Here is a 13356-nt window from a genome sequence, read left to right as displayed (position 1 = left end):
GCCGCCATCAGGCAAGCGCGCACGCGACGGTCAGCCGCTGGAGCGACGCACGCTGCCGCGATGGAAGTTGACCCGGAAGCTGGCGCCGCCGCCGACCGCTTCACCGACGCTGACGGTACCGCCGTGGTGCTGCACGATTTCCTTTACCAGGTGCAGGCCGAGGCCGCTGCCGCTGCCGGCCGCACGCAGGCGGTGGAACGGTTCGAAGATCGCTTCGCGGTCGCCCACCGGCACGCCGGCGCCCTGGTCGCTGACTTCCAGCAGGCCGAAGGCATCCAGCCGCACGCAGATGGTGCCGCGTCCGCCACCGTGCACGATCGCGTTGTGCACCAGGTTGGCGATCACCCGGCCCAGCGCCAGCCCGTCGCCCTGGATCCACACCGGCGTTTCCGGTGCATCCACTTCGAAGCCGTAGCCGGCACCCACCACCAGCGGCGCCAGGTCGGCGGCGGCTTCACGCACGACGTGCGCCAGGTCCACGCGCTGCAGGGCGGCGATGTTGCGGTCCAGCCGCTGCAGGTCGAGCAGGTGCTCGGCGACGTTGCCCAGCCGCGCCACATCGGTGAGCAGCTGAGACTTCAGCTCGCCCTGCGGCAGCTGCGACAGCCGCGCCTGTACCACTGCGATCGGCACCCGCAGCTCGTGGGCGGCGTCGGCCAGGAACTTGTCGCGCGCCGCGTATCCCTGCTGCACCTTGTCGATGGCATCGTTGAATGCCTCGACCAGCGGCGCTACTTCAGTGGACACCAGCTGCGCATCCAGGCGTGCGCCGGGCTGGCCGATGTCCAGCTCCTTCGCCTGCTGCGCCGACCGGCGCACACCGCGCATGGCGCGATGGATCACCGTTGGCATCACCAGCAGGGTGACCACGATCAGCGGCAGGAAGAACCACAGGCCGATCAGGCGCAGCACCATCAACGCGCCATCGAGCAGGCCACCCTTGGGTGCGCCACCGACCATCACGGTGATGCGCCGGCCTTCCTCGTTGCGGATCATCACCCGCGCCACGTCCAGGTAGGGCGGCAGCAGCGAACCCAGTTCGGAGGCGCCGAGGGTGGGCAGCCGTGCCAGCAGGGGCGCATGGATGGCCGGCAGCGTCCCGCGCTGCAGCCAGGCGCCGCGATCGTCCACGGCGGCAAACCACAGGTTGCCGCCTGCACGGGCATCGAGCTTCTGCCAGCGCGCTTCGTCCAGCACCAGCGTTCCCTCCCGGCTGTGCACGGCATTGGCGACGTCCTCGGCCATGAACATGTCCATGCCCCAGGTGTCCTTGTCACCCCAGGTCAGGATCAGTGCGACGACGGCAAACAGCACCGTGAACGCCTGCGCCAAGAACAGGCGCCAGGCCAGGCCGAGGGTGATCGAACGGATCGGTCGTGCCATCTCAGGCCTCCGCCAGCAGGTAACCGACGCCGCGGATCACGTGGATCTCGACGCCCGCATCGGCCTGCTGCAAGGCCTTGCGCAGCTTGGAGATGTGCGCGTCCAGCGCATTGGACTGGATCTCATCGTCGAAGCCGTACACCGCCGCTTCCAGTGCCGAGCGCGTGACCGTGCGCCCCTGGCGCATCGCCAGCGCCTGCAGCACCAGCACCTGGCGTCGCGGCAGCGCGACCGGCTGCCCGTCCACCTGCGCCTGCAGCGATTCGAAATCGAACTCCAGCCGGCCCAGCCGCAGACGCGGTGTGACCATCGCCGACGGCCGCCGCGACACGGCACGGATGCGCGCCATCAGTTCCTCGATGGCCACCGGCTTGACCAGGTAGTCGTCCGCGCCGACATCCAGGCCCTCCACCTTGTCGCTCAGCGTGCCCTTGGCGGTGAGCATGATGACCGCCAGGTTCGGCCGCAGCGCACGCGCCGTGGCCACGAACCGGGCACCATCGCCGTCGGGCAGCTGGCGATCGAGCAGCAGCAGCTGGTGCACCGGCTCGCGCAGCGCCAGCGCTGCCTCGGCCAGCGTACCGACCGCGTCGGCAACCACGCCCTGGCGCTCGAGCCCGGATTGCAGGGCCCGCGAAAGATCGGGGTCATCTTCGACCAGGAGGATGCGCATCGGGGACTCGGCTGCCGGAAACGGAGCCGATCATAGTGCCTGCGGCGTGCACGTGGCGGCATCCGGGCGGATCCGCGCCGGCGCAATGTTCCGACAATGTTGTGGCGGCAGCATGCAGCGTCATCTCCTGCAATGCTGCTCCCCCGATGCCCTCACTGCCCCCTGTCCTGCTGCGCCCCCTGCTGTGCACCGTCGTTCTCTCCACGCCGTTGCTGGCCAGAGCGCAGGAACAGGCACCGGGCATCCAGGCCGGCATCACCTTCGGTGCGACCACCGGTGCCTATGCGCATTACGACGACAAGCCGTTGCTGCTGCCGGCGCTGGCCTGGCAGGGCAAGCGCTTCTTCGCCAGCCCCGGCTCGCTGGGCATGCATCTCTACAAGGCCGACGGCCTGCGCCTGTCGGCAGTGGTCACGCCCTACACCCTGCGTTTCAAGACCGACGATGTGAACGACCCGCAGCTGCGGCGCCTGCACAGCCGGCAGATGTCGGCGATGGCCGGCGTCACCGCCGAATACAGCGCCGACTGGGGCGCGCTTGCCGCCAGCGTCAAGCGCGAAGTGAGCGGACACGGCGGCGGTGTCGAATCGAGCCTGCACTACAGCTACCCGATCCAGGCCGGCCGCTTCACCTGGGTCCCGCGGGTGGGCGTGGTGCATTCCAGCGCGCGCCTGCTCGACTACTACTACGGCATCAGCGGCGAAGAAGCCCTGCGCTCCGGGCTGGCCGCCTACGCGCCCGGCAGTGCGACCTCGCCCAGCCTGCAGATCGCCGTCAGCACACCGCTGGGGCCCAAGTGGCGCGCCACCGGCGTGGTCGCCAACCAGTGGTTCGGTGACGCGGTCGAGGACAGCCCGATGGCACGCCGCAGCGGCCAGACATCCGCCTTCATCTCGCTGATGCGCGCGTTCTGATCGAACGCCGCACCGGCACCTGCCTCCGCCCCCACGGACAAGGATCCTGCATGGCCGCCGCCTCCCCTTCCGCCGATGCCCACGCGATCCTGCGCGCGCCCGACCTGGACAGCGCCGAACGCGCCTACCTGGGCCTGCTGCCCGACATGGACCATGTCGATGCACTGACACGGCGCGCACTGGGCCTGTCGCGCGCCGCCGACGCCGCACGCGGCTATGCCCTGTCGATGACCCTGGTCGGCCTGCGCCTGCAGGAGCTGGAGATGGGGGAGGCCTGCGCGGCCGAGCATCGGCAGGCGACGCTGCGCAGCCTGCGCCAGGCGTTCACTGCCGCCTGAGCAGGCTCAGCGGTAGGTCGCCCAGGCCAGCACCGCCGACAGCAGCGCTACCCACAGCACCGCCTTGAAGGTGCCCTCCAGCATGTTGCCGCCGAACAGCAGTTCGAGCAGCGGGTTGGGACGGGAAACGGGGGCATGGTCACTCATGTCGGCATCCTGGAGGTGGGTAGGCATCGCTGCGGACGGCCACGCCCAGCGTGCGGCGTGCGCGACCACGGCGCGATGATACAAAAGCTTAACAACCCTGCCGCCAATTCCGGTATGTTCGGTTCAACGCTGCGTTCAAGGATGATCGATGCTCAAGCGCGTGCTGTTTCCGGCAATCGTCCTGCTGATGACTGCCCTGGTCGTTGTCCTCGCCCTGCAGAACCGCCAGCTGCGCCAGATCAACGGCCAGATGGCCGCGCAGCTGCAGCAGACCCAGCTGGATGCCCATGGCCTGGCCGAGGGCGCCCGTCCCGACCCGCTGGCCCTGCGGACGACCCAGCAGACCCACGTCGATATCGGTGGCCCGCGCGCGGTTCCGCAGATCCTGTATTTCTTCTCCACCGCCTGCCGCTATTGCCTGGCCTCGCTGCCGCAGCTGCAGGAGATCGCTACCGCGCGTGGCAGCGCCGAACTGGTGGGCGTAGGCCTGCCACCGTATGACGCGCTTGCCGACTATGCCGGCAGGCATGCACTGCAGTTTCCCATTGCCATCGACCAGCAGGGCGAGGTTGCCAAACGCTACCGCGCCACCCTGACGCCGATGCTGATGGTGCTCGCTGCCGATGGCAGCATCCGCTACAAGCATGTCGGCCAGCTCGACGCAGAGACCGTGCAGGCCGTCGCCCATGCCATGAATCCGGGAAGCCACACCAACTGAAGGAGTTACGCATGATCGGGAAGAAAACGCTGCTCTCGTCTGTCGCCGGTGTCATCGTCGTTGCTGCCATGTCATTCGGTGTTGCGCAGGCCTTCGCGGCCCCGGTGAAGACCGGCTTCGCGCCCGGCTGTGTCGATACGCCCGGGTGCATGTACGGCGGCAATGGCCGCGCCGGTGGCACGCGCATCTGCTGCGTTGCCAACTGATTTCCGCTTCAACACCGCCCCGCATGCGGTGACCTCATGTTCCATCGCCACTCCAAGGAGATACACATGATCGGAAAGAAGAAGCTGTTCTCGTCCATCGCCGGCATCGTTGTCGTTGCCGCCATGTCCTTCGGCGTCGCCCAGGCCTTTGCCGCGCCGGCCAAGACCGGTTTTGCGCCCGGCTGCGTGGATACGCCCGGGTGCATGTTCGGCGGCCACGGCAGCAGCGGCACCCGCATCTGCTGCGATCCACTCTGAGCCACTGAAGACACTGCCTGCGCAGTGACCTGAGCCCCGGCTTCCCGGCCAACAGGGTCACTGCGGACGCAGCCGGGCCGGACCGTCTCGCGCAGGCGGTCCGGCCTTTTTTGTCGGACAGGACACGGACCGGCCCGCTGCCCGCCCCGATTCATCCTGGCTGGGCGGCCTTGGCACGCGCTTTTCCGCATTTCGTCGCATGCCGGTTTCGTTGCACCGGCCGCAGTGCAACGCTGGGCTCCCCTCTCCGGAGCACCGCGCCATGCCGATGCTTGCCCTGCTGCTGTTGCATGCCGTCCTGTCCAGCATCGGCAGCGGTGGCGTGGATGCGGGCCCGACGGTGCAGGCAGGACTGGCCACTGCCAGCAGCAATCGCCCCTGCCTGCAGCTGCGCCTGCGCCAGGACAGCGTGCTGCAATGGGAGTGTGGTGTGGATCCACGCAAGGGCGCCCCCACCCAAGCCCTGGGGATATCACACCGGGTGGAGGGCCGTTGGCAGCTGCGGCGGCGCATCAGTTTCAGCGCGTCGGGCGCGCACTGAGCAGCAGCCGCGATTCATCCGCAGCTGCGCGGTTGCTGACAGCATGGGGCACTGCCGAAAGGAAGCGCCATGAAGATCCGGATCATCACCGCCGCACTGCTGCTGCCTGCCATTGCGCTGCTGGCGGCCTGCTGTCCGTTCGGCAGCGAGATCCGGACCCGCCCGGTTCTTGTGCACCCGCAGATGTCAGTCGCCGCATCGCGCTCCCTGGTTGACGCCTGTGACCGCCAGGGCGCGCAGCTGCGCCGGCAGCTCGATGCAGCGTTCGTGTCGCGGACCCGGCAGGAATGCGCGCTGCCGCAGCCGTTCGCCGATTACCGCTTCGTCACTGCAACGGGCCGCACGGTGTCGCCAGAACGCGCCAGCGAGGCACGTGCCGCCCACGTGCAGCGGGTCTGCACGGCCGCGAAGGGAAAGGACAGCATGTTGGCCGCGCTGTGCCCTGACTGCCGCAGCCAGGCGGAGGACCGGGTGCGGCAGTGCCGGACGGACAAGGGCCTGGTCCGCAGCGAGCGGCCGGTGCGGATGTGCAGCATGATCCGCTTCTGAGCGCCGGGACCGCAAACAAAAAAGCCGACCCCACCGGGCCGGCCATTCTGTTTCCACCGCTGCACCGGCAATGCCGGGAGACCGGTGGTGGGCGGTACAGGGTTCGAACCTGTGACCCCTACCATGTCAAGGTAGTGCTCTACCGCTGAGCTAACCGCCCGGAATTCCATGCAGCCCGAAGGCTGGTGCTTCTACGTAAAAACCCGGCGCCAGGGCCGGGCTTTCTGTTCACGAACGCCCCGCTGAAGGGACTTCGTGGTGGGCGGTACAGGGTTCGAACCTGTGACCCCTACCATGTCAAGGTAGTGCTCTACCGCTGAGCTAACCGCCCGATTGTGCGTCTGCCGGTCCGCGATTGCGTCGGTGCAGGCCGCGTATATTACGGACGCTGACCGGGAAGCGCAATACTTTTGTGAAGAAAAGCCGCGCTGTCCCGTTCAGCCCAGGCTGGCTTCCTTCAGCTGCCGGATCTGGTCGCGGACACGGGCGGCATCCTCGAATTCCAGGTCCTTGGCGTGCTGGTACATCTGCTGCTCCAGCGCCTTGAGCCGGGCCGCCAGCTGCGCCGGACTGAGCGCGCGGTAGTCGGCGGCGTCTTCCGCCACGCCCCGGCCTTTGCCTTTGCCCTTGCCCTTGCGTGCTTCCTTCTCGGCGGCATCGGAGCGCGCACCCTCCAGCACATCGACGATCGGACGCGCCACCGAGCGCGGCACGATGCCGTGCTCCTGGTTGTACTCGACCTGCTTGGACCGACGGCGGTCGGTCTCGTCGATCGCCGCCTGCATCGAACGGGTGATCTTGTCGGCATAGAGGATCGCCTTGCCGCGGACGTTGCGGGCGGCACGGCCAATGGTCTGGATCAGCGAACCGGTCGATCGCAGGAAGCCTTCCTTGTCTGCGTCCAGGATCGCCACCAGCGATACCTCGGGCATGTCCAGGCCTTCGCGCAGCAGGTTGATGCCGACCAGCACATCGAACTTGCCCAGGCGCAGGTCACGGATGATCTCCACGCGCTCGACCGTATCCACATCCGAGTGCAGGTAGCGCACGCGGATGCCGTGCTCGGTGAGGTACTCGGTGAGGTTCTCGGCCATGCGCTTGGTCAGCGTGGTGACCAGCACGCGGTCACCGGCCTTGATCCGTTCATTGGCCTCGCTCATCAGGTCATCGACCTGGGTACCGACCGGGCGGATCTCCACCACCGGATCGATCAGGCCGGTCGGGCGCACCACCAGCTCGGTGATTTCTTCGCCCGCCTCGCGGTACTCGTATGGGCCCGGCGTCGCCGACACATAGATGCTGCGCGGGCAGCGTGCCTCCCACTCTTCGAAACGCAGCGGCCGGTTGTCCAGCGCCGACGGCAGGCGGAAACCGAATTCGACCAGGGTTTCCTTGCGCGACCGGTCGCCCTTGAACATGGCGCCGATCTGCGGAATGGTCACGTGCGATTCGTCGATCACCAGCAGCGCGTCCGGCGGCAGGTAGTCGAACAGGGTCGGTGGCGGCTCGCCGGCGTTCTTGCCGGTAAGGTGGCGCGAGTAGTTCTCGATGCCGTTGCAGAAGCCGACCTCGGCCATCATCTCGATGTCGAACTGGGTGCGCTGGGCCAGCCGCTGTGCTTCGACCAGCTTGTTCTGCGCGTACAGCTGCTCCAACCGTTCCTTCAGCTCGACCTTGATCGTCTCCACCGCGGCCAGCACCCGCTCGCGGGTGGTCGCATAGTGGGTCTTGGGATAGACCGTGAAGCGCATCAGGTTGCGCATCGTCTCGCCGGTGAGCGGATCGAACAGGGTGATCTTTTCCACCTCCCCATCGAACAGCTCGATGCGCAGGGCTTCGCTGTCCGATTCGGCGGGAAACACGTCGATCACCTCGCCGCGCACGCGGAACGTGCCGCGCTGCAGTTCGTACTCGTTGCGGGTGTACTGCAGCTGGGTCAGGTGGTTGATCAGGTCACGCTGGTCGATGCGCTCGCCCTTGGACAGGATCAGGCGCAGCGACAGGTAGTCCTCCGGTGCACCCAGGCCGTAGATGGCCGACACGGTCGCCACCACGATCGCATCCGGGCGCGACAGCAGGGTCTTGGTTGCCGCCAGCCGCATCTGCTCGATGTGCTCGTTGATCGAACTGTCCTTCTCGATGAAGGTGTCCGACGACGGCACGTACGCTTCGGGCTGGTAGTAATCGTAGTAGCTGACGAAGTACTCCACCGCGTTGTGCGGGAAGAACGCCTTGAACTCACCATACAGCTGCGCGGCCAGCGTCTTGTTCGGCGCCATGATCAGCGTCGGCTTCTGCACGTTCTGGATCACGTTGGCGATGGTGTAGGTCTTGCCCGAGCCGGTCACGCCCAGCAGGGTCTGCTTGGCGATGCCGGCCTCGAAGTTGCTGGTCAGCTTGGCAATGGCGCTGGGCTGGTCGCCCGCCGGCGAATACGGCGAGACGAGTTGAAAACTGTCGCTCATGGTGTTGCCAGGTCCCGGGGAGGTTGAGTATAGCGGCCGCTTTGGTGACGGCCTGTTGATGGAGGCGCCGGTCGATCAGCGGGCGTTGTACCGATGGCCATGGCGACGCTGCCGCGGGAGGCTGGGCCATGACCGTCCCACCCCGCCCCATCCGACTGCAACGCGGCCTGAATGTGCTGGAGATGCTGCTGATCCTGGCCATCCTGGCCATCCTGTCGGCGCTGGCACTGCCCGCGCTTCAGCCCCTGCTGCTGCAGCATCGGGCCGATGCACTGCGGCTGACCCTGCACGCCACCCTGGCCACCGCCCGCAGCCAGGCGCTGCATCGGCGCGAGCTGATCGGCCTGTGTGCCAGCGACGACGGCATGCACTGCGCACGGGACTGGAGCCGCGGCTGGATCCTCTACCGCAGCGGAAAGCGCCGCGGCCCGCCGTCTGGGCCGCAGAGCATCCTGCTGCACCACCGCGGACGAACCGACATCGCCGTGCGCGCCGAATCCAGCCAGGGCCGGCCGCAGCTGTATTACCAGCCGGACGGTCGCAGCCCCGGCGCCAATCTGACCCTGCGCATCTGTGCGGGGCCATGGCTGCACGCGAAACTGGTGGTGAGCAACAGTGGCCGGGCGCGCAGCCAGCGCATCCACACGCAGACACCGTGTTGAACCGCACGCAACGCAAAAAGCAGAAGCCGCGATTTCTCGCGGCTTCTGCAGTATCTGGCGCCCGAAGTTGGACTCGAACCAACGACCCCCTGATTAACAGTCAAGTGCTCTAACCGGCTGAGCTATTCGGGCGGGGAGGCGCATTGTACTGACCTCGAATGAGGAGTGCAACACTCTCCGGCGCCCTGCCCCCCATCACCGCAACGCCGGTCTTACCAGCACTCCGACAGTTCGCCACCGGCCGTCTTCACGTTGGCCTGGTTGATCGACAGGTCGCCGCACTTGTCCTTGACCTGGGCATTGGCGGCGGTCGCGGTCAGCGTGAACGTGGACTGCGTGGTCTCCATGCCCAGCGTGTAACCGACGGTCCCGCCTTCGCGCGGCGAATTGATCGTGTCTCCCCCGCCCGGGAAGGTGAAGCCCTCGTAGGTGTTGTTCACCGTGTGGAACCGCTCGGCCAGCTGTGCGTATTCGACCAGGTCCGCCTTGGCCTGGGCACGGCGCGACTTGCGCACGTGATCGGCATAGTTCGGGTAGGCGATGGTCGCCAGGATCGCAACCACCGCCACCACGATCATCAGCTCCACCAGGGTGAAGCCCTGCATCAGGCGCGGGCGAAGGACGGCGGACGGCATGGGGGCAGCTCCGGAGGAGGAAGGACGTCGGACAGCACTCACTGGATCTGCCTCCACGACTGGCGGCCGCAGGGATACGGCAGGTACATCGGATCCGCACCTGCCACGCTGACCTGCATCATGCAGGCATGCGCCGGCGGGTCCGGCGGCCCCGTGCTCGGATCGCTGTTTTCAGGCGGCGCCAGCCGGGGCACGACCGCCGCAGTCACGTCGCGTACCGGCGCATTGCCACCCGTGTCCAGTGCCACCGACGCGGTGCCGGCGCCGGCCGGCTCTCCGTCAGGCGAACCGAAGCGCACCTGCGACAGCGCCGATATGCCGCTGTTGGCCTGCAGGCCGAACAGCCAGTTGGAACCATCCACCGAACAGCCTTCGGTTTCACTGGGCACGTAGGTCGGCATGAAGACGATGCCCGACGTCACCAGCGGATTGCCCACCGCGCGCTCGCCGGCCGGCAACGTCACCGTCCAGCCACGGCTGTTGTTCGGCCGGGTACCGGCGGCCAGCGTGCGCCCGCCGGCCCCGGTCTCCACCGTGTACGGCTGCAGATCGGCTGCGGTCAGCGTGGTGGCCGGTTGATCGCTTCCGGTGTCGTTGACGCCGTACAGGGCCTGGGTCACGGTGCTCTGCTCGTCGCCATAGTAGGCGAAGCTGCCGGTACCGAAGATCAGCATCACGCCGCCCGACGCGCCTGCGGTGGCGGTCAGGCCGCCGGTGATCGGCTGCCGGTAGGTCAGGCCATCGGCAGCATCCTGGTGGGTGCTGGTGGTGAACAGCGGACGCGCCGGCGCGGTATCGCTGCGCAGGTCGAACTTCCAGACCGCGCCCTTCTTGTCGGCGCCGTACACGGTGTCGGCGAAGCCGTCGCGGACGCGCTGGTCCTGGTCGTCGCCACCCCAGCGGTCCACCACCACGATGTTGCCCAGGCCGTTGTTGCCGGCCGGCAGATTGGTGCCCGATTCGGTCGCTTCGATCATGCGGATGGTCGGCGAGGTACCCGCCACCAGGTCGACCACGAACAGCACGGCGCGGCCGTTGCGGCTCTCGAAGCCGTTGCCGAAGATCGCCTTGAAGCTGATCGAACCATCCGCCGCCCGGGTCGGCACGATCACCGGCTTGCCCAGCACGAAGCCGATGTTGTCGCGAACCGTCTCATCCAGGCCTTCGTTCAGGTCGCTGATCTCCCACAACAGGGTGCCGCTGGCGCCGAAGTTGGTGGGATCGGAGACATCGAGGGCGAACACACTGCGGCCGCCGGCCCCGGACGTCCCCACCAGCGTGGTGGTCCAGCCGTCACTGCCATAGGTGTCACCGACCACGGTCGGTCCATCGACGAAGTAACGGTGCTGGAAGCGCTGGGTGTTCTCGTTGTTGGGATCATACGGCAGCAGCAGGTCGCCCATGTGGCCGAGCGAGGTCGACGGGATATAGGCGAAGACTTCCTTGCCACCCTCGCTGTCCATGCTGCCGGCGGCCCCCATGCCACCATCGAAGGCATGCAGCATGCCGTCATTGGCGCCGGCGTACACCATGTAACGGCGGTCGTTACGCTTGGTCGCCAGGTAATCAGCGTAGCTGGTGCCCACAGCGCCCGGCAGGCGGCGGTAGCCGTAGTCATCGATCGGCGAGCTCAGCACCGGGCTGGAATTGATGATGTCGCCCAGCGCGGTGGTGCGGTCGCGCAGCTTGCCCTGGTTGCGCTTTTCCGCGCTGGCATTGCCGCGCAGATACGCCACCGCGCCCGCTGGCGTTTCCGCCAGATTGGTGATTTCGCTCTCCGAGCAGATCTTGATCGCCGGATACTTCGACGATGACAGGCTGCACAGCGCGGCCAGGCTGACGTTGTTGCCGGTGAACTCGGACAGTGCGCCGTTGTTCCAGAAGTGGATGTTGCGTGCCGCCGGCGCCGGCAGCTTGTTCGATGCCTCCCATGCCTCGGTGGAGACGACCTTGCGGGTGGTCGGGTCGACACTGAGCGCGTAGGCCCGCAGCAGGCTGTACCAGTCGGTGCCGTTGTTGGTGGCCTCGTAGAACGGCTCCACCGACAGCGAACCGGTACCGATGCGCGCGCCGGTCAGCGAGCGCGAACCGGAGGGCGTGTTGCCCTGGGCCACGTTGCTGATGATGCGGCGCATGGCCGCGGTGATCTCGGCAGGACGGGTCGCGTTGACCATCTCGCCCTTGGTGTACAGCACCGCATCCCACAGTTCATCGACCGCGGCCGGCTGCAGGTCCTTGGTGCTGGTCGGGAACGTCGGCGGAGTCGTGTACGGGTTGGGCTTGACCACCCAGGGGCGATCGGCCTCGGGCAGGTACTTGACGCCGAACTCCTCACCCAGCGTGCCCAGGGTCACGCCGTAGAAATTCATGTGCAGGTTCTTCTTGCAGTCCAGCGACGGGTCCGGGTTGGCACCATCGCACTCGGACGGCACCGGCACCGCGTTGGTCTCCAGCGTCGGCACCAGCGAGGAGTCGTAGAACGGCGCCACCAGCTCGCGCATCAGCGTCCTGTTGCCCGACTCGTTGATGTAGCCGTCGGTGAACAGCATGCCGGCATTCTTCTGGCACGACAGCAGCACCGGCGCATCGGCACCGGTGCGCTGGAATTCCTGGCCGAGGTACTGCGCAGCCGATCGGTTGGGCGTGCTGCCACTGGCCCGCATGTCCCGCATGATGTCCGTCAACAGCGCGCTCTTCTGCGCCTCGTCGGTCATGTCGAACATGGTGACGTTGCGACGGTTGTTGATGCGGAACCAGCCCACGCGCAGGTTGGTGGTGTCGTGCAGCGCGTTGGTGGCAGCACCGATCAGCGATTCGCGGCGGGTCCGGTAGAAGCTGAACCAGTTGGCGAAATTCTGCATCGCCGCGTTGTACTGCGCGGTCGAAGCGAAGTTGCCTTCGCGGATCTCGTACTTGTACAGCGTGCCGGGACGACCGTGGGTGGGGTTGTCGATCTTGACCCGGGCACTGTCCCTGTAGCCGTAGTCGGCTGGCAGCGTGGTCGGGTCGGCCAGATAGAAGGTGGCCGGATAGTAGCCGACGCCCGCCAGGCAGCGGTCTGGCGTCTGATTTCGGCCATTGGGATAGTTGTAGCTGGACGACGGCACGGTGATCGCGCGGGTCACACGACGGAAACCGGTCGGCGTGTCGGTCCTGTTGTCAGCAAGCTTGCCGGAGGTATTGCTGTCGGTGGCACCGCAACGACCGCTTTCGATCAGCGTCTCGATCGGAATGATCATGCTGCTGCGGAAGGCGAACCGCCATCCGTCGTTGTCACGACGCGTCGACTGCACGGTCAGGTTCTGGGTCGCGGTGGTGCGGGTGTTGTCGGTGCCCTCGGGACGCGGATCCAGCCTGGCTGCCCTCGGGTTGATTGCCATGTAGCTGGGACGATCGGCGATGCCGGTCTTCCAGTCCGGATATGTGTCGCGCGGATCGAAATAGGCGGTATTGACGTCCGGTGAGCGCGCGAAGCCATAGGCGTCCAGCGGCGGCAATGCCGGCACGTCACTGCGCCCGTACGAGGGCGTCAGGTAGTAGTAATTGAGGCCGGTTCCTTCATCGAAGCCATACGGCTTGCCGCCGCTGTTGTAGAAACCGACGATGCGGCCGCTGCTGGTGGAGGTGTTCCAGCGATAGACGCCGTCGCGGGTGTTGTTGAGCACCTCCCACAGCATCGAGCCGGAGTCGTCCAGCGCCATCAGGAACGCCGGCGGGGTCTGGGTCTGGATGTTCAGCGGGGCCTGGGCCAGCGTGCCATGCCCGGGCGCGGCCAGCAGGCTGTAGGCCAGCCAGCCACCGGCGGCGAGCAGGCCGACACTGCCGGCGGCCATCCAACGTGTTCTGCGCGAAGCCATGGCCTGCGTC

14 protein-coding genes and 3 tRNA genes are annotated in these 13356 nt (G+C 67.0%); 8 read left to right on the top strand and 9 right to left on the bottom strand.

What is annotated here, in order from left to right:
* Positions 1-30 precede the first annotated feature (30 nt).
* Entirely contained in the window at positions 31-1383 is a 1353-nt protein-coding gene (locus Q5Z10_RS07410) for a sensor histidine kinase (protein WP_303638600.1), read from the bottom strand.
* Position 1384: 1 nt separating this feature from the next.
* Positions 1385-2056 carry a response regulator gene (locus tag Q5Z10_RS07405; protein WP_303638599.1) on the bottom strand — a complete coding sequence of 224 codons (672 nt, stop codon included), beginning with the start codon at positions 2054-2056 and terminating at the stop codon, positions 1385-1387.
* A 146-nt stretch (positions 2057-2202) separates the two neighbouring features.
* Here Q5Z10_RS07405 and Q5Z10_RS07400 point away from each other — a divergent pair, with 146 nt between their 5' ends.
* Together Q5Z10_RS07400 and Q5Z10_RS07395 are read left to right on the top strand one after the other, a co-directional pair.
* Positions 2203-2970 (top strand): MipA/OmpV family protein, encoded by a 768-nt coding sequence (locus tag Q5Z10_RS07400; RefSeq protein ID WP_303638598.1) that lies wholly within the window; start codon positions 2203-2205, stop codon positions 2968-2970.
* A gap of 50 nt (positions 2971-3020) precedes the next feature.
* The gene (locus Q5Z10_RS07395; protein ID WP_303638597.1) at positions 3021-3308 is read left to right on the top strand and encodes a hypothetical protein; all 288 of its coding nucleotides are present in this window, start codon (positions 3021-3023) and stop codon (positions 3306-3308) included.
* 6 nt (positions 3309-3314) lie between these two features.
* On the opposite strand, the gene Q5Z10_RS07390 is transcribed toward Q5Z10_RS07395, so the two are convergent.
* Positions 3315-3455 carry a hypothetical protein gene (locus tag Q5Z10_RS07390; RefSeq protein ID WP_303638596.1) on the bottom strand — a complete coding sequence of 47 codons (141 nt, stop codon included), beginning with the start codon at positions 3453-3455 and terminating at the stop codon, positions 3315-3317.
* A 148-nt stretch (positions 3456-3603) separates the two neighbouring features.
* On the opposite strand from Q5Z10_RS07390, the gene Q5Z10_RS07385 reads away from it, so the two are divergent.
* The 5 genes from Q5Z10_RS07385 (at position 3604) to Q5Z10_RS07365 (ending at position 5727) form a co-directional block, all read left to right on the top strand.
* Positions 3604-4173, top strand: a complete 570-nt coding sequence (locus Q5Z10_RS07385) for a TlpA family protein disulfide reductase (RefSeq protein WP_303638595.1) — start codon at positions 3604-3606, stop codon at positions 4171-4173.
* An 11-nt stretch (positions 4174-4184) separates the two neighbouring features.
* Entirely contained in the window at positions 4185-4379 is a 195-nt protein-coding gene (locus tag Q5Z10_RS07380) for a hypothetical protein (RefSeq protein WP_303638594.1), read from the top strand.
* A 66-nt stretch (positions 4380-4445) separates the two neighbouring features.
* Positions 4446-4637 carry a hypothetical protein gene (locus Q5Z10_RS07375; protein WP_303638593.1) on the top strand — a complete coding sequence of 64 codons (192 nt, stop codon included), beginning with the start codon at positions 4446-4448 and terminating at the stop codon, positions 4635-4637.
* A gap of 262 nt (positions 4638-4899) precedes the next feature.
* Entirely contained in the window at positions 4900-5178 is a 279-nt protein-coding gene (locus Q5Z10_RS07370; protein WP_303638592.1) for a hypothetical protein, read from the top strand.
* Positions 5179-5247: 69 nt separating this feature from the next.
* Positions 5248-5727 carry a hypothetical protein gene (locus tag Q5Z10_RS07365; RefSeq protein ID WP_303638591.1) on the top strand — a complete coding sequence of 160 codons (480 nt, stop codon included), beginning with the start codon at positions 5248-5250 and terminating at the stop codon, positions 5725-5727.
* Positions 5728-5812: 85 nt separating this feature from the next.
* Here Q5Z10_RS07365 and Q5Z10_RS07360 read toward each other — a convergent pair.
* The 3 genes from Q5Z10_RS07360 to uvrB form a co-directional block, all read right to left on the bottom strand.
* Positions 5813-5887 (bottom strand) — tRNA-Val (locus Q5Z10_RS07360).
* Between the two features lie 96 nt (positions 5888-5983).
* Positions 5984-6058 (bottom strand) — tRNA-Val (locus Q5Z10_RS07355).
* 106 nt (positions 6059-6164) lie between these two features.
* The gene (uvrB, locus tag Q5Z10_RS07350; RefSeq protein ID WP_303638590.1) at positions 6165-8192 is read right to left on the bottom strand and encodes an excinuclease ABC subunit UvrB; all 2028 of its coding nucleotides are present in this window, start codon (positions 8190-8192) and stop codon (positions 6165-6167) included.
* Between the two features lie 128 nt (positions 8193-8320).
* Between uvrB and Q5Z10_RS07345 the strand changes: the two genes are divergently transcribed.
* A complete protein-coding gene (locus Q5Z10_RS07345) occupies positions 8321-8854 on the top strand; it encodes a GspH/FimT family protein (RefSeq protein WP_303638589.1) in 534 nt (177 codons plus the stop codon).
* Between the two features lie 55 nt (positions 8855-8909).
* Here Q5Z10_RS07345 and Q5Z10_RS07340 read toward each other — a convergent pair.
* The 3 genes from Q5Z10_RS07340 to Q5Z10_RS07330 form a co-directional block, all read right to left on the bottom strand.
* A tRNA-Asn gene (locus Q5Z10_RS07340) sits at positions 8910-8986 on the bottom strand.
* Positions 8987-9066: 80 nt separating this feature from the next.
* Positions 9067-9489: a type IV pilin protein gene (locus tag Q5Z10_RS07335; protein WP_303638588.1), complete on the bottom strand. Its 423-nt coding sequence runs from the start codon at positions 9487-9489 to the stop codon at positions 9067-9069.
* Positions 9490-9527: 38 nt separating this feature from the next.
* Positions 9528-13346 (bottom strand): pilus assembly protein, encoded by a 3819-nt coding sequence (locus Q5Z10_RS07330; RefSeq protein ID WP_303638587.1) that lies wholly within the window; start codon positions 13344-13346, stop codon positions 9528-9530.
* Between the last annotated feature and the right edge of the window lie 10 nt (positions 13347-13356).

The sequence above is a fragment of the Stenotrophomonas sp. 704A1 genome (assembly GCF_030549525.1).
Lineage (GTDB): Bacteria > Pseudomonadota > Gammaproteobacteria > Xanthomonadales > Xanthomonadaceae > Stenotrophomonas > Stenotrophomonas tuberculopleuritidis.
This window is presented reverse-complemented; position numbering and strand designations above follow the sequence as displayed.

Coding starts and splice junctions, on each gene's coding strand:
- Q5Z10_RS07410 (WP_303638600.1), bottom strand. CDS start 1,383: ATGGCACGACCGATCCGTTCGATCACCCTCGGCCTGGCCTGGCGCCTG.
- Q5Z10_RS07405 (WP_303638599.1), bottom strand. CDS start 2,056: ATGCGCATCCTCCTGGTCGAAGATGACCCCGATCTTTCGCGGGCCCTG.
- Q5Z10_RS07400 (WP_303638598.1), top strand. CDS start 2,203: ATGCCCTCACTGCCCCCTGTCCTGCTGCGCCCCCTGCTGTGCACCGTC.
- Q5Z10_RS07395 (WP_303638597.1), top strand. CDS start 3,021: ATGGCCGCCGCCTCCCCTTCCGCCGATGCCCACGCGATCCTGCGCGCG.
- Q5Z10_RS07390 (WP_303638596.1), bottom strand. CDS start 3,455: ATGAGTGACCATGCCCCCGTTTCCCGTCCCAACCCGCTGCTCGAACTG.
- Q5Z10_RS07385 (WP_303638595.1), top strand. CDS start 3,604: ATGCTCAAGCGCGTGCTGTTTCCGGCAATCGTCCTGCTGATGACTGCC.
- Q5Z10_RS07380 (WP_303638594.1), top strand. CDS start 4,185: ATGATCGGGAAGAAAACGCTGCTCTCGTCTGTCGCCGGTGTCATCGTC.
- Q5Z10_RS07375 (WP_303638593.1), top strand. CDS start 4,446: ATGATCGGAAAGAAGAAGCTGTTCTCGTCCATCGCCGGCATCGTTGTC.
- Q5Z10_RS07370 (WP_303638592.1), top strand. CDS start 4,900: ATGCCGATGCTTGCCCTGCTGCTGTTGCATGCCGTCCTGTCCAGCATC.
- Q5Z10_RS07365 (WP_303638591.1), top strand. CDS start 5,248: ATGAAGATCCGGATCATCACCGCCGCACTGCTGCTGCCTGCCATTGCG.
- uvrB (WP_303638590.1), bottom strand. CDS start 8,192: ATGAGCGACAGTTTTCAACTCGTCTCGCCGTATTCGCCGGCGGGCGAC.
- Q5Z10_RS07345 (WP_303638589.1), top strand. CDS start 8,321: ATGACCGTCCCACCCCGCCCCATCCGACTGCAACGCGGCCTGAATGTG.
- Q5Z10_RS07335 (WP_303638588.1), bottom strand. CDS start 9,489: ATGCCGTCCGCCGTCCTTCGCCCGCGCCTGATGCAGGGCTTCACCCTG.
- Q5Z10_RS07330 (WP_303638587.1), bottom strand. CDS start 13,346: ATGGCTTCGCGCAGAACACGTTGGATGGCCGCCGGCAGTGTCGGCCTG.